The following is a 21,772-nucleotide window of genomic DNA, read 5'->3' as shown; positions in this document are numbered from 1 at the left end:
CCCTCGCTTTATGAGGGCTTATTTCATATTTACTTTCCAAATCTTTTTCGATATCCACATTTCCTGCAAAGCTCTTCAACCGCAACTCTTTTTGAAAATCCATCGACAATGTTTGTTGCTCTTTCACCCTCTATAATGTTAGAAAATGAATCATTATTAATATTCCCAAGGTTAATAATCCCTTCGCCATCTAAACAACAAGGAATAACCGTTCCATTTGCTAAAATACCCGCCTGATTACGAAGTCCATGACAGAATCCCTTTCCATCATCTTCTTCTTCATGCAGTGCCGGCCATTGGAACTCATAGTCTTGATTAATAAAGACACGCTCTGCAATTTTTATGCCTTTTCCTGGTGTAAGCTTCTCTTCAATTTGATAAGATAGATCAAACTCATTTTCAATTATAGATAATAACTCTCTATTTTTCTGGATTTCAGCATTTGTTTTATTATCCTGGGTTAAATTCCATAACCTTAGTGAAACAATTAAATCTGATTGACTTGTCGCTTCCCTAATGAAGGAAAGTATACTCCTTACATAGCCCTCTTTATCTTGCGAACCTGGGTGTCCATCAAAACTATGCAGTGAAAAATTCATTTGTCTTAACGCAGGCTTATTTAACAGTCTATGCCTTCTCTTATTAATTAACGTTCCGTTCGTTGTAATATTAACTTTAAATCCTTTTTCATGGCTTAAATCTAATAGTTGATCTATTTTCGGATGAAGCAACGGCTCACCTTTCACGTGCAAATAAATGTAGTCTGTGTGAGGCTTAATTTGGTCTAATCTTTTAGCAAAATCCTCCACAGAAATGAATTGCTTCTGCCTTTCCGTCGGCGGACAAAAGCTACACGCAAGATTACATACACTCGTAATCTCCAAGTAAAACTTCTTAAACTTCTTCACCTTTAACTCCTCACTTCTATGACTACTTATAATTTTTTCCTCTTCATATTACAGCATACTTTTTTAGAAATAGAAACATACTTATTTTAGGAAATCTACATACCATCTAATAATGTTTAAAAGACCATCGGTAATTTTTGTCCAATGGTCTTTTTATCCTTTTTATATGCAAAGAATAAATTTATTTATGATACAGTTCACCGTAACTATTCTAAACGAGTTTATTTTTTATTATTTTAATAATTGAATTTAACAAAGAAGGTAGTGCCTTCTGATCCTGTTTGAATTTCTATTTTTGCATTATGACGAGCAGCAATAGCATAACATACGCCTAACCCTAATCCAGTTCCATTATCTTTGGTCGTGTAAAATGGCGTACCTAGTTTCTCTAATACTTCAGGCCTGATACCTTCTCCTTGATCTTGTACTGCAAGCACCACACAATTTTGATCTTCCTTGTAGGTGCTAATGGTTAGGACTTTCTCTATGCTCATCGCTTCTAATCCATTACGGTATAAATTTAGTAATAATTGTCGTATCTCATTACGGTTTAAAAGTAATTTCGGAATGTCATTTGTATCGACTTGAATATATTTATTTTGATTATGCGTATCAATCTTTATTAAAGGAATAATATCATGAATAATTGAATTTAAATCTAACATCTGCAAATCTGATTTTCTTGTATTCCCCATTGAGAGAAATTCAGTAATAATAGAATTAGAACGGTCAAGTTCTTCAATCATTAAATTAAAGTACTTAGTATGTTTCTCATAGCTGTTCTCTTCTTTTAATAACTGCAAAAATCCTCGTACTGTTGTCATTGGATTTCTAATCTCATGGCTGATACCAGCTGCCATTTGCCCTATTAAATCTATGTTAGATAACCTTTTTAATTCCTGTTCATATTTCTTTTTTTCCGTTATGTTTTTAAAAATACAACAAATACCATCATCATACGGGTATGCAATAACTTCGTACCAATATTCATCAGGGTTAGAAAGAAATTCGAAATGAACCGTAGTTTGCTCTGACCTCGCACGATGTAATTCCTTATACATAACTGTGTCAACGTTATTAGGGAAAACTCCCCATATATTCTTACCTAATACATCTGTTGCTGTTTTTCTTTTTGGTAAATATTGATGCTTATTTACATACGTAAATTCCCATTTATTATTCAAAGTAAAGAATCCATCCGTAATACTTTCAATCACACTTGTAACTTTTTCATTCGCAACAGCTAGTTCCCTCGTTCGTTCTTCCACCATACTTTCAAGTTGACCCATATATAACAAGTTTGAAAATGTAGGAGCTGTGGCATCAACGATAGATTTTGCCAGTTGAATTTGAGAATTATCGTAATTATGAGCTTTTCCTTCTTTGCCAACAACGATTACCCCTAATACTCCTCCCATTGAAACCAATGGAATCATCAATAGACCCTTACTATCTATATTTTTTGTTTGAATAACCTCTTGGATCTTGGCCTCATAGCTTTCCCCTATCCAATCCGCTTCTGTCCAATCACAGTCCGTACTTAACCTCGTTGTTTTAATTGTTGTTTTGTCTAGCGGATCTAAAAGGTGGACGATCATATTTTTACTCTCTAAAATCTGTCCTAAGTAAAAAAAACATTTATCAAAACTCTCCTGTATCGAGGAACACATTGATAAATCACGGGTAACATTTAATAACAGCTGCTTCTCGGCAATAAGGTTTTCCTTTTGTGTTAAATTATTTGCGTTTTGAATTGCGACCGCAGCCATATTTACATAAGCTTCAACACTTTGAATTTCTGAATCTGTTAAGTTCATTGGAATTCCATAATCAAATAAAAAAACCAGACCAAATAACTCTTGCCCAAATGAGATAGGCATAGCTAATAAGGATTTAATTTTGAACGCATCAACTGGTCTCGGATCCGGTCGATGATCCTTTGAGGTATCAGGGATATAGATGGTTTTTTTCGTTTCAATAACTTCTTTTGCCAGTAAGTCTATTTTAAGATCAATTACCTGAGTATCGAGCGTTACGCCATTTATGGTCTCTGGTTTTCCTGCAAACCCTCTAAATGTTCCATCTTCCTGAGGTAAATAAATTCCAACAGCGTCGCACCTAACAATCTCCTCTGATATCGCCATTGTTACACGCTGCAATACTTCACGTAGTTCTAATTTCGTATTTATTATTTTTGTTATATTCGCGAGCCTAGAATATCTCGTCTGATCACTTACCATTCACATAGCCTCCAATTATAGGCATAATAAAGTGAAACTTTAATCAGCAGGGTTTTACGGGCAGCCCCGCCCACCTAACTTCTTTGCTTTTGCTGAATTTTGAGGTAGGGGTCTTACTGCCCGGCAAATAGCGGGATAAAATAAACATGATAATATCAGTGAAAATCAAGACCAACCTACCATTTTCAATTTTCTCCTGTATTCTTTTCTTACCCTTATTTTACATCGAATATCTCACTTACTTATGATACGGTTCACCACGATTAATCCGAAACGCCCTATACACTTGCTCAAGCAATACTAATCGCATTAATTGATGCGGTAATGTCATCTTTGAAAAAGAAAGTGATTCGTTTGAACGCTTCATCACTTCGGAACTTAGTCCAAGTGATCCACCAATTACAAATGCAACTTTACTCTTTCCATATGTAGCAAGGCGATCTAGACTTACCGCAAATTCTTCTGATGACTTTTGCTTTCCTTCTATAGCTAACGCAATGACATGCGTATCATCAGAAATTTTATCCAGTATACGTATGCCTTCTTTTTCCTTTACAATTAACATTTCTGCTTCACTTAAATTTTCTGGTGCCTTTTCATCGGGCAATTCAATTACTTCTACCTTTGCGTATGCTGATAATCGTTTTAAGTATTCTGCTATACCTTGTTTTAAATATTTTTCTTTTAATTTCCCAATTGAAATAATCGAGATATTCACACGTATCCTCCACCTTACAAACATGTTATCCACAAAACTTATCCACATATCCACAAACACTACCCACATATTGTGTGAGAATCTGTGTTCGATACAACATATGTCGCCTCATTTTGACAAAATTCACATGTTTTTTTCTCTTTTTCTGAGTTATCCACATTGTTGATAACCGGCGCAACTTCACACTCATCCACAATAATATCTAACGCTAATTCAACATGTTCTAAACAACAAGGTAAATTCATTTTCTTCACCTCACTTTTCTACAATAGAAAACAGGAGGTAGACCCTCCTGTTTTTAATACTTTTGAATACCTAATTTCACTGTTGTTGTTACTCTTTTTGTACCACGATAAAAAGTAAGAGTCATTTTATCATTAATTTCTTTATCATATAAGGCCGTACGGAATCCAATAATATCGCGAATCGGTTTTCCATCCACTGCCACAATAACATCATGTTCTCTTAAACCAACATCTGCACCTGGCGAAGGACTTTTCACATCTAAAATACAAACTCCTTCTGTTACAGTGCCTGGTAAATGTAATGTTTTTGACCAATAATAGTTTGGAATTTCATTTAACGACCTAAGTTCAATCCCAACATACGGTCTTCTTACTTTTCCATACTTCTCAAGTTCACTCATAATTGGAACGGCCCTAGTCACGGGAATAGCAAGTCCAATTCCTTCTACTTCTTTTGCAGCAATTTTCATTGAATTAATACCAATTAATTGTCCTGCTGCATTTACAAGTGCACCACCACTATTCCCCGGATTAATCGCCGCATCTGTTTGTAATACTTCTACTTGCCAATCATAATGTCCATCTTGATCCAAGTCTACAGGGACAATACGTTCATTAGCTGAAATAATACCTTGTGTAACAGTTCCAGAGAATTGCAGTCCAAGTGGGTTTCCAATCGCAATGACTGGCTCTCCTCTGCGAACAGTATTAGAATCGCCAATTTCAATTACTTTTTTCACATGCTTTGCATCTATTTCTAATACGGCTAAATCTGTGACCACATCGGTTCCTAATACTTTTCCAGGAACCTTCTTACCGTCACTTAGACTTACTTCAATACGATTTGCTCCAGCTACAACATGATTATTCGTTACAATATAAGCTTGACCATCTGTCTTTTTATAAATTACTCCTGATCCTGTACCAGCCTCTGAATCCGCCTCTGAAAAATTATCTCGTTGAATGTTAATAACACCCACAACAGCTTCAGATGCACGATCAACAGCGTCCACAAAGCTTATCTGTTTAATTCCTTGGGCTTCGGCCATATTACTCCCGCTCGCTTCAGCTTGTGGAAGCGCATCAGCAGAATTTGAAAATAAAGGAGCTCCAAACGCAAATAAAGAAGCTCCTACAATTGTTCCCGCTATACTAGAAAGAACTATACCTTTATGCTTCTTTTTCCCTGCACGTTTCATACGATAATTTTCTTCATCAATAAAGGACATATTTGTTCACCCATCTTCCTGAAAACAACTATATTCACCTTTATTGTTTACTAAAATGAAGAATTATACGTATTGAATTTTTGTAGGCATCTTTGGATCTGTATCGTGAATTTCAAAAGATTCACCCACTCCAAATCCTTTTTCCTCTAATACTTGTGATACTGACATACGCGCTAGTTCTTTCATGTTATTATCTAAGCTTAAATGGGCTAAATAAATATGCTTTGTCTCATCTGTAATTACATCTGCCATCGCTAATGCAGCATCCTCATTACAAACATGCCCAACGTCACTTAAAATACGTCGTTTAATGCTCCATGGGTAACGTCCCATACGAAGCATTTCCACATCATGATTACTTTCAAATACGAAAGCATTAGCTCCCTTAATAACACCTTTCATACGGTCGCTTACGTATCCCGTATCTGTAATAAGCGCTAATTTCCTATTATTGTTATGGAAAGCATAAAACATCGGTTCTGCCGCATCATGAGAAACTCCAAATGACTCGACTTCAATATCACCGAATGTTTTAACTTCCCCAACTGAGAAAATGAACTTTTGCTCAGTTGGAATATTTCCTATTAAATGTTCCATTGCATTCCATGTTTTCTCATTCGCATAAACAGGTAGATCATATTTACGCGCCAATACACCTAATCCTTTAATATGATCACTATGCTCATGTGTTACAAGAATACCTGATACATCATTTATATTCAGTTCTGCCTGTTTAAATAAAGCCTCTGTTGCTTTACCACTTAAACCTGCATCGACTAGTAATTTTTTTTCATCGGTTCCTACGTATAACATATTTCCTGTACTTCCACTTGCAAGTACGCTAAAATGCAACCCCATTCTTTCTCACTCCAATATGTTCATCAACCACTTGATTTTCCTTTTCTCCTAATTCCATAACTTGTCCTTCAATTGCATTCACAAAGAAGTCCTGCTTCTGCTCCGTTTTTAAATTCCACGTTGGAGCAAGTACTTGGTTATTAGAAGTAGATGCGGTAAGAGTGGCATAACCAATTTGTGCTTCTTTAACATGCGTATTTCCATGAATTTTATTTTTTAAATACAAATTTTCTAAAGCCGTTTGAGCCGTAATAATTTCTTGCTCTTTCGTTTTTTCACCTTCGCCCATTTCTTTTAAATCAGTTAGCATCGTCTGCGTATATGAAACAAGTTCATTTTTTTCATTTAATTCCACAACAATCATCGCCTGATTATTATAGAAAATAGGCTTATCTTTATATTTTTGAAAGAAATAAATTTTAGAGTCTTTCACCGCTCCAAATTCATACTTTTGTCCATCCAATACATAGTTCTTCAAAAAATCATTATACTTATCTTTTGATAATGATTTTGTATTTAAAAAGGGCTCTTTTAGCTTACTTTCTATCTTGTACATATTTTGTATATGCGCCGTTTGATTTTTCAAAGACTGTATATCTTCTTCTTTAAAGGCTTTATTTTCCGCTCTAATAAATGACTCTTTTTTCGGTTCTTTAGGGATATTCCCCATAGTAATTTTGTTTGCTTTTAATTCTTGATCTATCTTTGTCTCTGCAATAAGCTCCAATTGATTACTATCTTGCTTTTGAATGAATTGAAAAATGAGAAAGAGGTCCAGAACAAAAAAGGTCACAATAAATATGGTTTTAATCCGATCCCAATCCATTTAGTCCTCCCTCACTCCACTCATAAATTTTCTGTTTACCTGATTCATCTTCAACAAGCTTTACATACCAAATTGGTTGTAGTCGAACTACTTGCCCATCTAGTGATAACTTATATCCGATACCAATATCCTTAATTAATTGTTTCTTTATCTCTGGATTATTTTCTAGAGATGCTATTACAACATGACCTGAAGGAAGAGTAACCTTCTGTTCTATACCTTTAGTATTTAAAGATAGCAACGGTCTTTCATATTCCATTACTTCTTCTGATCCCCATATTTGCCTCAATTCAGCTAATCCATCTGTATTAAATACTGAATATCCATCTTCATGTAAGCGAAATACTGTCTCTCCTTTATTCATATAATCCAAATGATATGAATCCAAGCTCCCACTGTGACCACTTACGAATTCAAAGCTTTTTTGTAAAAGCATTAAATTATCTATCGTTTTCTCAGTTAAGACAGACGAGTTTTTATACTTTAGCATGTGGCGATCGTTTTCAATTTCCATAGATCTAATACCATCTGTAAATGTTTCTTTCGACATCTCAGTAATAGGACTTAAATAACGAGGATCACTAAACAGAGCATTCTTAAACGTATCAACTGCTAAATTAGATGAAATATATGTTATATTGTTTAACTCTGTCGTTCCATCTGGTAAAAATAACTTTTTCATATCATTAATTTGATAATCAAAATAGGGCTTTGCCGATACTATAAATTGATTTTGGGCATTTACAATATCTTTTAAATACACGCCACTTAATTTTGCCTCATATATTTTAAAGTTATCACTATCAGAAACAAAGGTAATTTTAATTTCTTGATCCTTACTTCTAGAAGGATCAAGAAGAATACGATTAAAATGTTTAGGCTTATCTGTACTTTTCTCTTTCATGTTAAACATGGATTTAACTGCATCAAATGGGATATCGGTAGGGAAAACAAGTTCAACTTTCCCTTCACCATGCACATAGGAAAGGAAATCACCCTTAGTGATTGGTATCTCTCTAAAATCATGTAATTCCCCTACTTCCAGAGGCTTATAGATTGATTCTATATCTGCCTCTTTTCGGCTCCCGTAATGATTTTTATCTTTATGCACGATGATAGAAGTAGGACGGACAACATCGGAAATTTTAGTTTGATTCGTTCCTTCATTCCCCTGCACAAATTTCGCGTTTTGCATGGATGTAGAATCTGGCACATACGTCCATAGGTTAAAAGTAAGAAATAGGCTAATTACAACTAGGTTAATTAAAACTATTGTTTTAAAGTTTTCCATACTCATTCCCAATCGTCCTCTTCATCAGCTGCCATTGGTAACGTGAAATAAATAGTTGTCCCTTTTCCTTCTTCACTTTTCGCCCAAATAGAGCCACCATGTGCCTCAATCATTTCTTTCGCAATTGCTAATCCGAGTCCCGTACCACCCATTTGCCTTGAACGAGCTTTATCTACGCGATAAAAACGTTCAAAGATTTTATCAACGTTTTCTTTCGGAATACCCATTCCTTGGTCACTTACGCTAATTTCTAATAAATCACCGCGATCACGTAAGCGATATGTTACCGTTCCACCTTCTGGTGAATACTTTAATGCGTTAGAAATAATGTTATACAGCACTTGAGTAATTTTGTCCGTATCCATATCAATAAATCTAGATTTTCTAGAGAAAGATCGTTTGAAACTTACATTTTGCTCTTTAGACATTTCAAAGCGATCAATAATATTATTAAAGAAATCAGTAAAGTCGACCCATTCTTTCATTAAACGGTGCTCTGTACTATCAAGCTTAGATAGCTGTAACAACGCATTTACAAGTCTAATCATTCTTTCTGTTTCTTCTTGCGTAACTGTTAAAAATTGCGGTGCAATATTCGGATCTTGCCATGCGCCATCCGTAAGCGCCTCTAAATAACTGCGCATCGTTGTTAATGGTGTTCTTAATTCATGAGAGACATTCGCAACAAACTCACGGCGTTCACGCTCTATACGCTCCTGCTCTGTTACATCGTATAGTACAGCAATTAAGCCATTTGCCTTCCCTGTTTCTTTTTGAATAACAGAAAAACTAGCACGTAAAATATATGGTTCGTTTCTCGTACTAAAATCTAATAAAACAGAATCTGGCTCTTCATATAAATGATCGAGCGTAAATTCTTCCTGTATCCCTAGTACCTCTAAAACAGATTGATCGAGCGCTGTTTCACGCGAAACATTTAACATCTTTTCCGCAGGGTCATTTAGTAAAATAATATCCCCTTTTCGGTCAGTAGCAATTACTCCATCTGTCATATGTGATAAAACAGATGATAATTTACGCCTTTCACTTTCTGTAGAAGAACGAGCTTGTTGTAATTTTTTTGATAAATTATTGAAGGATAATGCCAGTTGTCCAATTTCATCATGACTATGCACTTTTACTTTTCTCGAATAATTTCCTTTTGCCATTTCGATTGCTTGTCTCCGCATATCTGAAATTGGTCTTGTAATTGTTTGAGCCAATAAAATCCCAAGTACGGCTGTTACTAATAAAGCAATTACTGTTCCCGTAGCAAAAATTTGATTTATATCCTTCATTTGTTTATATACATCTTCCATAGATGCAACAATGTAAATAACACCAAGCGCATCCTTACCATTATCATCTAGAATCGGCGTAATCATAACTTGAACACGATGGCCTGTATTACCATCCTTCTCAATTTTCACTTCTGGCTTTTTTTGTACTAACACTCGCTGAACGGCTATATCAGTCGATGTTCTATTCACTTTATTCTGTTTTGATTCATCTGAAATAGCGAGCAACTTTCTATGCGAATCAAATACACTTACCTCTTGGATAACTTTCTTCTGATCAGAGGCAAATTTTCGAATTGAAGTTTTAATCGTTTCATCTGTTGACTCTGTTTCTGCTTTTGTATAACTTTTTTTAAATTCTTGCTTCAAGTTATATGATAATAAGTTTGTTTGCTGCGTTAAAGAATCCCTAAAACCTTGTACTAGGCTCTTCTCTAATTCCCTTACAAAATATACTCCAATAACTTGCATCGCTATTAATATTAATAGCATATATATAAGCACAAATTTTAAATGAATAGATTGAAAAAAACCAACTTTCTTCATATACTATTCCTGCTCTGGGTCACGCAAGTAATACCCTACCCCACGTCTAGTTACAATTAAAGTAGGATGACTTGGATTATCTTCAATTTTTTCACGCAAACGACGTACTGTTACGTCTACTGTACGCACATCTCCAAAATAATCATAACCCCAAACTGTTTGTAATAAATGTTCGCGTGTCATAACTTGTCCTAAATGTTTCGCTAAATAATGTAGCAACTCAAATTCACGATGTGTAAGCTCGATATTTTCCTCACGCTTCGTTACACTATATGCATTAGGATTAATAACAATTGGTCCAATAACCATTTCTGTATTTTCTTCTTTTTCTGCAGCACCACCTTGTTGATGGCGGCGCAAGTTCGCCTTCACACGAGCAAGTAATTCTCTCGTACTAAATGGCTTCGTTACATAATCATCTGCCCCAAGCTCAAGCCCTAATACTTTATCGATTTCAGAGTCCTTTGCTGTAAGCATAATAATCGGCATTTCCGAGCTTTTACGTATTTCACGGCAAACCTCTAAGCCATCTTTACCTGGTAGCATAATATCTAATAAAACCATATCTGGTTGTTCTTCATTAGCTTTTTCAATTGCTTCATCACCATCATGCGCCATCACTATTTCAAAACCTTCTTTTTCTAGGTTAAACTTTAAAATATCTGCAATCGGCTTTTCATCATCAACTACTAAAATTTTCTTTCCCATCATCGTCTATTTCCTCCTTATAAAAATATGGTCAATAATCCCTAAACATATTGATGTTTACATAGTATGTCCTATATGACCGCATCCTTTGTTTAAGTATTTTCTCCTCTATTCTCATAGACTCATGTATGATCCACTTTTACACGGAATCCTATACGATCTATAGAAAAACCTCTAGCTTCAACTGCTAGAGGCTCCTCGTTCTATTTTAAAATAACTACTCAGTTTTGTAAAATTACACAAATAAAAAGGATATTAAGTGGGCCCACTTAATATCCTGAGAGTGGCTCGGGACGGAATCGAACCGCCGACACGAGGATTTTCAGTCCTCTGCTCTACCGACTGAGCTACCGAGCCAAAACTATATATAAAACCACTAATGGTGGTATAAACAAAAGTGGCGGTCCCGACCGGGGTCGAACCGGCGATCTCCTGCGTGACAGGCAGGCATGTTAACCACTACACCACGGGACCAAAAATAAGCATAAAAAAACATGACCCGTACGGGATTCGAACCCGTGTTACCGCCGTGAAAGGGCGGTGTCTTAACCACTTGACCAACGGGCCACGAAAAATAAAATGGTGAGCCATGAAGGATTCGAACCTTCGACCCTCTGATTAAAAGTCAGATGCTCTACCAACTGAGCTAATGGCTCATACTCACCAACGTCATATTTTCGTGACGACAAGATGTATCATAACATGTATCCTGTTCTTTTTGCAATACTTTTTTTACTTTTTTTATAAAAGATAAGAAAAAACTCATGCGGACATGAGTTTTTTCTTAAAATATCAATTAAGCTTCGTATACATTACGAACAATATTTGTTTGGTTACGATCTGGTCCAACTGAGAACATAGATAATTGAATTCCTGTTAACTCAGAAACACGTTCTACGTATTTTCGTGCATTTTCAGGAAGCTCGTCTAATGATTTTACACCAGTAATATCTTCTGTCCAACCTGGAAGCTCTTCATATACAGGCTCACATTTCGCTAAAATGTTTAAGTTTGCTGGAACTTCATCGATAACGTCGCCATTGTATTTGTAAGCAACACAAATTTTAAGAGTTGGAATACCTGTTAGAACGTCGATAGAATTTAATGATAGATCCGTTAAACCACTAACACGACGTGCATGTCTTACAACAACGCTATCGAACCAACCTACGCGGCGTGGACGACCAGTTGTTGTTCCGTACTCACGACCAACTTCACGAATTTGATGACCAATTTCATCATTAAGTTCAGTAGGGAATGGACCGTCACCAACACGGCTTGTATATGCTTTACATACACCTACAACGCGAGTAACTTTCGCAGGACCAACTCCAGTTCCAACTGTTACACCACCAGCAATCGGGTTAGAAGATGTAACGAATGGATACGTACCGTGGTCAATATCAAGCATAACACCTTGTGCACCTTCAAATAATACACGGTGATTGTTATCTAGTGCATCATTTAATACAACAGATGTGTCACATACATATTGTGCAATTTGTTGTCCGTATTCGAAGTACTCTTCAAAGATTTCTTCTACGCTGAAACCTTCTGTATCGTACATTTTTTCAAACAAACGATTTTTCTCTACTAAATTGCGCTCAAGCTTCTCTTTAAATGCTTCACGGTCTAAAAGATCAGCCATACGGATACCAATACGAGCAGCTTTATCCATATATGCAGGACCGATACCTTTTTTCGTTGTACCGATTTTGTTATCACCTTTACTAGCTTCTTCTAACTCATCTTGTTTTAAGTGATAAGGTAAAATAACGTGTGCACGGTTACTTACACGTAAATTATCAGTACTTACACCACGGTCGTGTAAGTATTTTAACTCTTCAAGTAATGCTTTCGGATCTACTACTAAGCCATTTCCGATTACACAAATTTTCTCTTTATAGAAAATACCAGATGGAATTAAGTGTAACTTATATTTAACTCCGCCGAAAACAATTGTATGTCCCGCGTTATTTCCACCTTGATATCTTGCAACTACTTCCGCATGCTCAGAAAGAAAATCAGTGATTTTACCTTTTCCTTCGTCGCCCCATTGTGTTCCTACAACTACTACTGAAGACATTATTAAAGCACCTCCGCAATTTTCAAACGATCTATTCAAACAATATAATTGTACCAAAACCGAAAAAGAAGTCAACCAAAAAAGCGAACATTTTTTTATTAAAAATCATTTTCGTTCGTAAGAATTATATTTTTACCTTATGAAAGCCTTATCTTTGCTATATAAAAAAAGAAACACATCTTATTATAAGAAATGTGTTTCTTTTTTATACTGCCTTTATGCGCCATCCTCAAAGCGTCGTTCTAAGTTGACGAATTTATTAAATTCTTTAACAAACGCAAGCTCTACTGAACCTACCGGACCGTTACGCTGTTTTGCAATAATGATTTCAATTGTATTTTTGTTTTCTGTTTCTCGATCATAGTAATCTTCACGATATAAGAAAGCTACAATATCGGCATCCTGCTCAATACTTCCTGATTCACGAATATCAGACATCATCGGACGTTTATCTTGACGAGATTCTACACCACGAGATAACTGCGATAAGGCAATAACAGGTACTTGCAATTCACGGGCAATCCCTTTCAAAGTACGAGAAATCTCAGATACTTCCTGCTGACGATTCTCGCCCGACTTCCCACTTCCCTGAATAAGCTGTAAATAATCAATTAAAACCATCCCAAGACCTTGTTCCTGCTTTAATCTACGGCATTTTGCTCGAATCTCATTTACCTTAATCCCTGGTGTATCATCAATATATATACCGGCATTCGAAAGGCTTCCCATCGCCATTGTTAACTTCGCCCAATCATCAGAAGTTAATGACCCAGTACGAAGTCTTTGCGCATCAATATTACCTTCTGCACAAAGCATACGCATAACAAGCTGATCAGAACCCATCTCCAAACTAAAAATCGCTACATTTTCATCCGTTTTCGTCGCTACGTTTTGTGCGATATTTAATGAAAATGCCGTTTTCCCTACCGATGGACGTGCTGCCACGATAATTAAATCATTTCGCTGGAAACCTGCCGTCATCTTATCTAATTCAGTAAATCCAGTTGGTATCCCAGTAACTTCACCTTTTTGATTATGCAAAAGTTCAATTTTATCATAAGCATCTACAAGAACATCTTTAATATTTTGAAATGCTTTTGCATTCGTTTGATGAGATACTTCTAATATTTTTTTCTCAGCCTCATTTAAAAGGCCGTCCACGTCATCTTCTCTCTCGTATCCATCCGACACAATATGAGTCGCCGTTCGAATTAAACGACGTAAAAGTGCCTTTTCAGCGATGATACGTGCATAATATTCAACGTTAGCAGCTGTTGGAACAACTTCTGCTAACTCTGCTAGATAAGAAACTCCACCAACTTCTTCTAGTAATCCTTGATCAGCCATCGCTGATGTCATTATTACTAAGTCGATCGGTTCTCCTTTATCAGATAGCCCAAGCATGACCTCAAAAATCTTTTGATGTTTCGTTCGATAGAATGAGTCAGGTACCAATAACTCTGATGCTGACGTTAACGCATCTTGATCAATTAATATGGCCCCTAAAACCGCCTGCTCGGCCTCTATATTATGCGGAGGGGTACGATCAGCAAGTACATCACTCATACGCAATCCTCCTTGCTTAATTTATTTTTATTGTTCACTAACATGAACTTTTACTGTCGCTGTTACTTGTGGATGCAATTTCACTGTTACATTTGTGTAGCCTAATGCACGGATTGCATCATCCATTTCAAATTTACGTTTATCAAGTTTAATTTTATGTGATTTTTGCATCGCATCTACGATTTGTTTGCTCGTAATAGAACCAAATAAACGGCCACCTTCTCCAGATTTCGCCTTTACTTCTACAGTTAATTTCTCTAATGTTTCTTTCAGCTCTTTTGCATTCTCAACTTCTGCTGCTGCATCCTTTTCTTCTTTACGCTTTTGAGCCTCTAAAGTTTTCATACTGCTATTTGTTGCTTCAGCAGCTAATCCTTGTTTTAGTAAGAAGTTATTTGCATAGCCATCTGGTACGTTTTTTACTTCTCCTTTTTTACCTTTACCTTTTACGTCTTTTAGAAAAATTACTTTCATGATTGTGTGCCTCCCTGTAAATAGTCATCAATAACAAATCGAAGCTTCTCCTCAGCTTCATCTACTGTAACATTTTTCATTTGTGTGGCTGCATTCGTCAAATGCCCGCCACCACCTAAGTTTTCCATAATTAGCTGCACATTCACTTCACCTAAAGACCTGCTGCTAATTCCAATGAGATTCTCGCCACGTTTCGCAACGACAAATGATGCAATAATTCCTGTCATTGTTAATAATGTGTCAGCTGATTGCGCAATAAGCACTTGATCGTAGTAATCATCACTATCAACTTTAGCAATCGCAATTCCATTTTTATAAATGTACGCATTTTTTATAGCTTTTGCAACCCGTAAATACTGATTCATATCTTCCTTTAAAAGTTCTTGTACAAGTACAGTATCTGCACCATGTGAGCGTAAATAGGAAGCAGCATCAAACGTACGGGCCCCTGTCCGGAATGTGAAACTTTTCGTATCGACAATAATACCCGCTAACAATGCCGTCGCTTCTAACATTGTCATCTTTAAATTTTTCGGTTGATACTCAAGTAATTCTGTAACCAACTCTGCCGTTGAAGAAGCATATGGTTCCATGTAAACTAGCAATGGATCTTCAATAAAATCTTCCCCACGGCGATGATGATCAATAACTACTACATTTTCAATTTTATGTAACAGTTTTTGTTCCATCACCATAGAAGGTTTATGTGTATCGACAACAACAAGTAAGGACTCATCGTTTGCAAATTCCATCGCTTGCTCTGGAGTGATAAAATGAGACCATAACTCCTCATTTTGTTTCACTTTGTCCATCAAGCGCTTAATTCCCTTATCAGAATCATTTTCATCTAACACAATATATCCTTTACGCTCGTTTAATTGAGCCACTTTTAAAATACCAATCGCAGCACCAATTGCATCCATATCAGGAGCTCTATGCCCCATAATAATGACATTACTACTTTCTAATACTAAATCCTTTAACGCATGCGAAATGACCCTAGCACGTACACGGGTACGTTTTTCAACCGGATTCGTCTTACCTCCATAGAACTTAACTTTACCTGTCGCTTGTTTAATAGCTACTTGGTCTCCCCCACGTCCAAGCGCAAGGTCTAAACCAGATTGAGCCATTGCCCCAAGCTCCGATAAAGGTAAATCACCTGATCCGACACCTACACTTAATGTAAGTGGTATATTCCTTTTAGATGTTTCTTCACGCACCTGATCTAAAATACTAAATTTGCCTTTCTCCATCTGTATCAGAATACTTTCATTTAGCACAACGAAGAATCTTTCTGAAGATGCACGCTTTAAATACGCACCATACTTAAGTGCCCATTCATTTAGTCGTGATGTCACAAGACTTGTTATATTCGTACGTAATTGATCATCTAATCCTTGTGTAACTTCATCATAATTATCCAAATAAATGACAGCTAAAACAGTTCGTTGATCCTCGTACATCTTTTCGATTTCTGTTTGTTCCGTTACATCGAAGAAATAAATTAACTTTTCTTCTTTCCTTACAAAAACGCGAAACTTTCGATTATTTAAAGAGACTATATCATCAGAAGTTTCTCCTTTAATGAAAAGAAGTAATGTTTCTGATACATCATAAAGGTGCCATCCAGCTAATGCATGCTGTCCCAGACATGAAGATAAATAAGGATTTGCCCAATCAATCCCATAATCCTTATTGTATAACAAAATACCAATCGGCATTTGGTTAAATGCTTCATTACTTACTTTCTTTACCCTTGTAATCATATCTGTCGTATGCTTTTCGAAATTCCTTTGAAAGGTAAGTTCAAATCGTATCACAACAAAGAATACGATACAAAAAATGACAAAAGCAGCTATCCCCATAATCAAATGGAAATAACAGAGAATTGAAATGAGCACAAACACAAAAAATGCCAATACATAAACAGGATATAAAAACCACTGTTTCTTATAAAATTCAGGCATGTATACAACTCCTATAAAGTAAAACTAACTCACCTTCCAGTTAGTTAAACAGATTAAAATAGTATAAGGAATATTAACCTATTCCCCTATTTTAGAACGCAATGAAATTCCTAAGTCAATTATACCTAAGATTGTCACAAGAGGAAACAGCATCGGAATAAACATGCATACAATAAAACTAATAATAGGAACCCCTTTAGTAAACCCTTTTTTATGTGCTAAAAAGGCGATAAATGTCAGACCTTGCAGTACGAGCAATAGCGCAAATATGACATATAGGTTAGAAAATACCATATGTAAATATGATGTTGGTTCTACCTTTATAAAAGTTGCTAACAAAATAAAAATAACGTAATACCAAACAATACTCTTCGGCAATTGTATATCTTTAAATTTAGGCCAAGGTATAACGTCATGTTTCAACTTTTTCAAAACACTACCTGATATTATCAATGTAATCCAAGAAAAACATACTGAAATTAGCACAAGTATACTTGGAAATAACGTTTGTAATATGTCATTCATTTGTGCAAGTAACTCTTTTTGTTCCTTACTAACCGGCATACCTGTAGCACGTACTATCTTTTCACTTTGCTTCATACTTTCACTAAACATACTTTGCATTTGCTTCATTATATCTATGTTGAAAAACTTTATACTTGCAACATAAATAAGTACAAAGCCAATTAAGTATGCAAGCGTCCCCGCTATTAAGATTTCCACTGGCTTTTTTCTTGTTTTATACATATATCCTAAGACAATCCCTATCAAACCAAACATAATTGTCTTCACTAAATTCATGGGCTGACTCACAATAATAGTAACAAAAAGTGATGCTACAAAAATTACGAGCACATTAGATAGTTTATGTCTTATCATTAATAGTATAAATGGTAACGGCAACGCAAAAGTTACAACTGTACCCAAAATCGGAACATACATAGATATAAGCAATAACATTGCATATATAGCCAATAACGCTGCGCCTTCGGTAACAAACCTTGCTTGTTTCACATTTTAACCTCTCTTTCAAAAAGAAAAGCATAGCAAAATGCACAGTAGAGTCCGACTCTACTGTGCATTTCATACGCTATTATTCACCAACATATGGTAAAAGTGCCATTTGACGAGCACGTTTAATTGCAACTGTAAGTTTGCGTTGGTATTTTGCGCTTGTTCCTGTTACACGACGAGGTAAAATTTTACCACGCTCAGAAACGAAACGTTTTAATAAATCAACATCTTTATAGTCAATGCGAGTGATGCCGTTAGCTGTGAAGAAACACACCTTACGACGTTTCGCACGTCCACCTTTGCGTCCTGCCATGTCTATTCCCTCCATTCTTTGTTAAAACTAACTAATTTACTGTATTAGAACGGTAAATCGTCGTCGGAAATGTCGATCGGTTGACCTACATTTGAAAATGGATCGTCATTCTTCGTAAATCCAGAGTTACCTTGGTTACCTTGGTTACCTTGGTTGCCTGAATTACTAGATTGACCAAATGGGTTAGAGCTTTGGTTACCGAAACCAGCTCCTGATGGTTGCTGATTAAATGAACCACGTTGCTCCCCACCGCCATTACGCGGCTCTAAAAATTGTACGCTTTCCGCAAGAACTTCTGTTACATATACACGTTTACCATCTTGTCCATCGTAATTACGAGTTTGAAGACGTCCATCTACGCCTGCTAAGCTACCTTTTTTCAAATAATTTGCTACGTTTTCTGCTTGTTTACGCCATATTACACAATTAATAAAGTCAGCTTCACGCTCACCTTGTTGATTCGCAAATGCGCGATTCACAGCTAACGTAAAAGTAGCTACTGCAACACCATTGGGCGTGTAACGTAAGTCAGGGTCCTTAGTTAAACGACCAACGAGGATAACACGATTCATCAATCGAACCACTCTCCCTTATATATCAATTATTTTTCTTCTTCTTTAACAACGATATGACGAAGGATGTCTTCGTTGATCTTAGCTAAACGGTCGAATTCGTTAATCGCTTCTGCGTTAGAGTTCACGTTTAAGATCATGTAGAAACCTTCACGTAAGTCGTTGATTTCGTAAGCTAAACGACGCTTACCCCACTCTTTCGTGTTAATGATTTCTGCACCATTGTTTGTTAAAACACCTGCAAAACGTTCAACTAAAGCTTTTTGAGCTTCTTCTTCAACGCCAGGACGAATGATGTACATAATTTCGTACTTTCTCATTACACTTTCACCTCCTTTTGGTCTAAACGGCCCATAATGGGCAAGGAGCAATTAATTTATAGTAATTACTCACGAGTTTAGATTATATCATAGTAAGTTATATGAATCAACTCACCCATGCATAAAAAACTTGGCAAACACATAATATATTTGCCAAGCTCATATCTTTATTTTTCCTAGGAAATATTAAATTAAACGTTGAAACGGAAGTGCATAACGTCTCCGTCTTTTACGATATACTCTTTTCCTTCTAAACGAACTTTACCAGCTTCTTTTGCAGCTGTCATAGAACCGTTTGTCATTAAGTCTTCGTAAGAAACTGTTTCCGCACGAATAAATCCACGCTCAAAGTCTGTATGAATTACGCCAGCACATTGTGGTGCTTTCATACCTTGTTTGAACGTCCATGCACGTACTTCTTGTACACCTGCTGTGAAGTAAGTAGCAAGTCCTAACAAATCATATGCAGCACGAATTAATTGATCTAAACCAGACTCTTCAATGCCTAGTTCTTCAAGGAATACTTTTTTCTCTTCCTCGTCTAGCTCAGCAATTTCTTCTTCGATTTTTGCACATACAACGATTACTTGAGAATTTTCATTTGCAGCAAATTCTTTTACCATTTGTACGTATTTGTTTTCAGAAGGATCGATAATATCGTCCTCACTTACGTTTGCTACATATAACATTTCTTTCGTTGTAAGTAAATGAAGGCCTTTAACAATCTTCATTTGCTCTTCTGTGAATTCAACAGTACGAGCTGGTTTGCCCTCTTCAAAAGCTTCTTTTAAGCGAACTAAAATTTCATGCTCATATACTGCTTCTTTATCTTTTTGTCTTGCTAATTTCGCAACACGTTCAATACGTTTATCAACAGATTCTAAATCCGCTAAGATTAGCTCTAAGTTGATTGTTTCAATATCATCGATCGGATCTACTTTCCCTGAAACGTGTGTAATATTTTCGTCTTCAAAACAACGAACAACTTGGCAAATTGCATCTACTTGACGAATGTGAGATAAGAATTTATTTCCTAAACCTTCACCTTTACTAGCACCTTTTACAATACCTGCAATATCAGTAAACTCGAATACAGTCGGAACAGTCTTTTTCGGTTCTACTAATTCCGTTAATTTATTTAAACGCTCATCTGGTACTTCTACAATTCCTACGTTTGGATCAATTGTACAGAATGGATAGTTCGCAGATTCTGCTCCTGCTTGTGTAATTGCATTAAATAAAGTGGACTTCCCTACGTTAGGTAATCCAACAATCCCAGCCGTTAATCCCATATTTTTCACTCCTATGTCTCAATCTTTCATCATTATAGATAGTAACGAAAAAAATGACAAGTTTCCGCCAAACGAAAAAAAGTAACAGTTACCCACCGTAACTGTTACTCTCCCTCTATTCTTCGTGCTTCACAAGTATTTTTTTTACTTTACGATCAAACTCTCTTCGAGGAATCATTACCGAATGGTCACATCCCTCGCACTTAATGCGGATATCCATTCCCATACGAATAATTTTCCAGCGATTCTCACCACATGGATGGGCTTTCTTCATTTCCACAACATCGTACAAGTTATATTGATTTTGCTCCACTCTCCAAACTCCTCTCCATACTAAATTGCTTTTCCACTAACCAATTCTTCACGATTATATAAAACCATACGTGGATATGGAATTTCAATTCCATGTAAATCTAGACGATTTTTAATCTCTTTACGAAGTGCCCTTGCAATAACTCCATGTTGCATCGGCTCTACTTCAGCAATAACACGTAATATAACTTCTGAGGCAGCCAATGTTTGCACACCTAATAATTGAGGCGTTGTTACCATTTTCTCGTACTTTGCAGGTAACTCTACTAATAAATCTTCAATAACTTGCTCTGCTTTCGCAATATCAGCCTCATATGAAATAGATACATCAACAAACGCTACACTATTACTAACTGAGTAGTTAGTAACTTGAATAATGCTTCCGTTTGGTAAAGTATGAATTTCACCTGTCCAACTCTTTACTTTCGTTGTACGAAGTCCAATTTCTAAAACGACTCCTTCAAATTGACCGATTTTAACATAATCACCAACTGAAAATTGATCTTCTAGCAAAATAAATAAACCTGTAATAACGTCTTTCACTAAACTTTGAGCACCAAATCCGACTGCTAAACCAATTACCCCGGCCCCCGCTAATAAACCTGATGCATTAATATCAAACACGCCCAAAATCGCAATTAACATAATAAACATAACAACGTACGCTACAATATTTTCAAGCAATTTTGCTACTGTAACTGTACGACGTTCTGAAATTTGAATTGGAGAACGACTCCCCATGCGAAACGCATTTCGTACAACCGCTCTTGCAATCCGCACAACAACTGCACCAATTATTAAAATAATACATATTTTTAATGTCGCAACTCCAATATGAGCCCAACGATCAGCATCTAATAAATACTGTTTCGTAGAATTAAACCACTTCGTTAATAAATCCATGTACCTCTACCTCTCTAGCTAAAATTTCTTTTTAGTTATCCTTATTATTGTATCAGAAGTCCCCTAATTGCTGAAAAAATTTT

General features: G+C 36.1%; 21 protein-coding genes and 4 tRNA genes. All 25 read right to left on the bottom strand.

What is annotated here, in order from left to right; genetic code table 11:
* Positions 1-29: 29 nt before the first annotated feature.
* A complete protein-coding gene (locus tag COK05_RS06885) occupies positions 30-908 on the bottom strand; it encodes a radical SAM/SPASM domain-containing protein (protein ID WP_000713633.1) in 879 nt (292 codons plus the stop codon).
* Positions 909-1,144: 236 nt separating this feature from the next.
* Positions 1,145-3,148 (bottom strand): GAF domain-containing sensor histidine kinase, encoded by a 2,004-nt coding sequence (locus COK05_RS06880; RefSeq protein ID WP_098611983.1) that lies wholly within the window; start codon positions 3,146-3,148, stop codon positions 1,145-1,147.
* A 238-nt stretch (positions 3,149-3,386) separates the two neighbouring features.
* On the bottom strand, positions 3,387-3,866 hold the full coding sequence (gene rlmH / locus COK05_RS06875; protein ID WP_001027003.1) for a 23S rRNA (pseudouridine(1915)-N(3))-methyltransferase RlmH: 480 nt from the start codon (positions 3,864-3,866) through the stop codon (positions 3,387-3,389).
* 59 nt (positions 3,867-3,925) lie between these two features.
* On the bottom strand, positions 3,926-4,111 hold the full coding sequence (locus COK05_RS06870; protein WP_001052827.1) for a CxxH/CxxC protein: 186 nt from the start codon (positions 4,109-4,111) through the stop codon (positions 3,926-3,928).
* A 53-nt stretch (positions 4,112-4,164) separates the two neighbouring features.
* Positions 4,165-5,340 (bottom strand): S1C family serine protease, encoded by a 1,176-nt coding sequence (locus COK05_RS06865; RefSeq protein WP_098611982.1) that lies wholly within the window; start codon positions 5,338-5,340, stop codon positions 4,165-4,167.
* 63 nt (positions 5,341-5,403) lie between these two features.
* The gene (locus tag COK05_RS06860) at positions 5,404-6,198 is read right to left on the bottom strand and encodes an MBL fold metallo-hydrolase (protein ID WP_098611981.1); all 795 of its coding nucleotides are present in this window, start codon (positions 6,196-6,198) and stop codon (positions 5,404-5,406) included.
* Entirely contained in the window at positions 6,182-7,024 is an 843-nt protein-coding gene (locus COK05_RS06855; RefSeq protein WP_098611980.1) for a two-component system regulatory protein YycI, read from the bottom strand. The genes COK05_RS06860 and COK05_RS06855 overlap by 17 nt, the downstream gene beginning before the upstream one ends.
* Positions 7,005-8,321 (bottom strand): YycH family regulatory protein, encoded by a 1,317-nt coding sequence (locus tag COK05_RS06850; RefSeq protein WP_098611979.1) that lies wholly within the window; start codon positions 8,319-8,321, stop codon positions 7,005-7,007. The genes COK05_RS06855 and COK05_RS06850 overlap by 20 nt, the downstream gene beginning before the upstream one ends.
* Entirely contained in the window at positions 8,318-10,159 is a 1,842-nt protein-coding gene (gene walK / locus COK05_RS06845; protein ID WP_098611978.1) for a cell wall metabolism sensor histidine kinase WalK, read from the bottom strand. The genes COK05_RS06850 and walK overlap by 4 nt, the downstream gene beginning before the upstream one ends.
* 3 nt (positions 10,160-10,162) lie before the next feature.
* A complete protein-coding gene (gene walR / locus COK05_RS06840; protein ID WP_000971865.1) occupies positions 10,163-10,870 on the bottom strand; it encodes a cell wall metabolism DNA-binding response regulator WalR in 708 nt (235 codons plus the stop codon).
* Between the two features lie 281 nt (positions 10,871-11,151).
* A tRNA-Phe gene (locus tag COK05_RS06835) sits at positions 11,152-11,224 on the bottom strand.
* A gap of 41 nt (positions 11,225-11,265) precedes the next feature.
* Positions 11,266-11,341: transfer RNA gene (locus COK05_RS06830), tRNA-Asp, on the bottom strand.
* A gap of 21 nt (positions 11,342-11,362) precedes the next feature.
* Positions 11,363-11,434 (bottom strand) — tRNA-Glu (locus COK05_RS06825).
* Positions 11,435-11,447: 13 nt separating this feature from the next.
* Positions 11,448-11,523, bottom strand: a tRNA-Lys gene (locus tag COK05_RS06820).
* A gap of 140 nt (positions 11,524-11,663) precedes the next feature.
* Positions 11,664-12,953, bottom strand: a complete 1,290-nt coding sequence (locus tag COK05_RS06815) for an adenylosuccinate synthase (RefSeq protein WP_098611977.1) — start codon at positions 12,951-12,953, stop codon at positions 11,664-11,666.
* Between the two features lie 216 nt (positions 12,954-13,169).
* Positions 13,170-14,519 (bottom strand): replicative DNA helicase, encoded by a 1,350-nt coding sequence (gene dnaB / locus COK05_RS06810; protein ID WP_001286147.1) that lies wholly within the window; start codon positions 14,517-14,519, stop codon positions 13,170-13,172.
* A 27-nt stretch (positions 14,520-14,546) separates the two neighbouring features.
* Complete coding sequence (gene rplI / locus COK05_RS06805; RefSeq protein ID WP_000864237.1) at positions 14,547-14,993, bottom strand: 50S ribosomal protein L9; 447 nt, start codon at positions 14,991-14,993, stop codon at positions 14,547-14,549.
* Positions 14,990-16,963 (bottom strand): DHH family phosphoesterase, encoded by a 1,974-nt coding sequence (locus tag COK05_RS06800; protein WP_098611976.1) that lies wholly within the window; start codon positions 16,961-16,963, stop codon positions 14,990-14,992. Before COK05_RS06800 ends, rplI begins: the two co-directional genes overlap by 4 nt.
* Positions 16,964-17,041: 78 nt before the next feature.
* Positions 17,042-17,977: a YybS family protein gene (locus COK05_RS06795; protein WP_141538926.1), complete on the bottom strand. Its 936-nt coding sequence runs from the start codon at positions 17,975-17,977 to the stop codon at positions 17,042-17,044.
* Positions 17,978-18,056: 79 nt separating this feature from the next.
* A complete protein-coding gene (rpsR, locus tag COK05_RS06790; RefSeq protein ID WP_000918873.1) occupies positions 18,057-18,290 on the bottom strand; it encodes a 30S ribosomal protein S18 in 234 nt (77 codons plus the stop codon).
* Between the two features lie 44 nt (positions 18,291-18,334).
* Complete coding sequence (gene ssb / locus COK05_RS06785) at positions 18,335-18,865, bottom strand: single-stranded DNA-binding protein (RefSeq protein ID WP_002108911.1); 531 nt, start codon at positions 18,863-18,865, stop codon at positions 18,335-18,337.
* Positions 18,866-18,891: 26 nt separating this feature from the next.
* A complete protein-coding gene (gene rpsF / locus COK05_RS06780) occupies positions 18,892-19,182 on the bottom strand; it encodes a 30S ribosomal protein S6 (RefSeq protein ID WP_001233781.1) in 291 nt (96 codons plus the stop codon).
* 191 nt (positions 19,183-19,373) lie between these two features.
* Positions 19,374-20,474 carry a redox-regulated ATPase YchF gene (gene ychF, locus COK05_RS06775; protein WP_000524656.1) on the bottom strand — a complete coding sequence of 367 codons (1,101 nt, stop codon included), beginning with the start codon at positions 20,472-20,474 and terminating at the stop codon, positions 19,374-19,376.
* Positions 20,475-20,589: 115 nt separating this feature from the next.
* Positions 20,590-20,787, bottom strand: a complete 198-nt coding sequence (locus COK05_RS06770; RefSeq protein WP_098611975.1) for a DUF951 domain-containing protein — start codon at positions 20,785-20,787, stop codon at positions 20,590-20,592.
* A gap of 20 nt (positions 20,788-20,807) precedes the next feature.
* On the bottom strand, positions 20,808-21,689 hold the full coding sequence (locus COK05_RS06765) for a mechanosensitive ion channel family protein (protein ID WP_098611974.1): 882 nt from the start codon (positions 21,687-21,689) through the stop codon (positions 20,808-20,810).
* Positions 21,690-21,772: the final 83 nt, after the last annotated feature.

It is taken from the genome of Bacillus cereus (assembly GCF_002567495.1).
Taxonomy (GTDB): domain Bacteria; phylum Bacillota; class Bacilli; order Bacillales; family Bacillaceae_G; genus Bacillus_A; species Bacillus_A cereus_AQ.
The sequence above is the reverse complement of the archived record's forward strand: the minus strand, read 5'-3'. Positions and strand labels throughout refer to the sequence as shown.

Excerpts from the sequence above, each read along its gene's own strand:
- COK05_RS06880 (WP_098611983.1), bottom strand. The coding sequence starts at position 3,148 with ATGGTAAGTGATCAGACGAGATATTCTAGGCTCGCGAATATAACAAAA.
- COK05_RS06870 (WP_001052827.1), bottom strand. The coding sequence starts at position 4,111 with ATGAATTTACCTTGTTGTTTAGAACATGTTGAATTAGCGTTAGATATT.
- COK05_RS06865 (WP_098611982.1), bottom strand. The coding sequence starts at position 5,340 with ATGTCCTTTATTGATGAAGAAAATTATCGTATGAAACGTGCAGGGAAA.
- COK05_RS06860 (WP_098611981.1), bottom strand. The coding sequence starts at position 6,198 with ATGGGGTTGCATTTTAGCGTACTTGCAAGTGGAAGTACAGGAAATATG.
- COK05_RS06855 (WP_098611980.1), bottom strand. The coding sequence starts at position 7,024 with ATGGATTGGGATCGGATTAAAACCATATTTATTGTGACCTTTTTTGTT.
- COK05_RS06850 (WP_098611979.1), bottom strand. The coding sequence starts at position 8,321 with ATGAGTATGGAAAACTTTAAAACAATAGTTTTAATTAACCTAGTTGTA.
- walK (WP_098611978.1), bottom strand. The coding sequence starts at position 10,159 with ATGAAGAAAGTTGGTTTTTTTCAATCTATTCATTTAAAATTTGTGCTT.
- walR (WP_000971865.1), bottom strand. The coding sequence starts at position 10,870 with ATGATGGGAAAGAAAATTTTAGTAGTTGATGATGAAAAGCCGATTGCA.
- COK05_RS06815 (WP_098611977.1), bottom strand. The coding sequence starts at position 12,953 with ATGTCTTCAGTAGTAGTTGTAGGAACACAATGGGGCGACGAAGGAAAA.
- dnaB (WP_001286147.1), bottom strand. The coding sequence starts at position 14,519 with ATGAGTGATGTACTTGCTGATCGTACCCCTCCGCATAATATAGAGGCC.
- rplI (WP_000864237.1), bottom strand. The coding sequence starts at position 14,993 with ATGAAAGTAATTTTTCTAAAAGACGTAAAAGGTAAAGGTAAAAAAGGA.
- COK05_RS06800 (WP_098611976.1), bottom strand. The coding sequence starts at position 16,963 with ATGCCTGAATTTTATAAGAAACAGTGGTTTTTATATCCTGTTTATGTA.
- rpsR (WP_000918873.1), bottom strand. The coding sequence starts at position 18,290 with ATGGCAGGACGCAAAGGTGGACGTGCGAAACGTCGTAAGGTGTGTTTC.
- rpsF (WP_001233781.1), bottom strand. The coding sequence starts at position 19,182 with ATGAGAAAGTACGAAATTATGTACATCATTCGTCCTGGCGTTGAAGAA.
- ychF (WP_000524656.1), bottom strand. The coding sequence starts at position 20,474 with ATGGGATTAACGGCTGGGATTGTTGGATTACCTAACGTAGGGAAGTCC.
- COK05_RS06765 (WP_098611974.1), bottom strand. The coding sequence starts at position 21,689 with ATGGATTTATTAACGAAGTGGTTTAATTCTACGAAACAGTATTTATTA.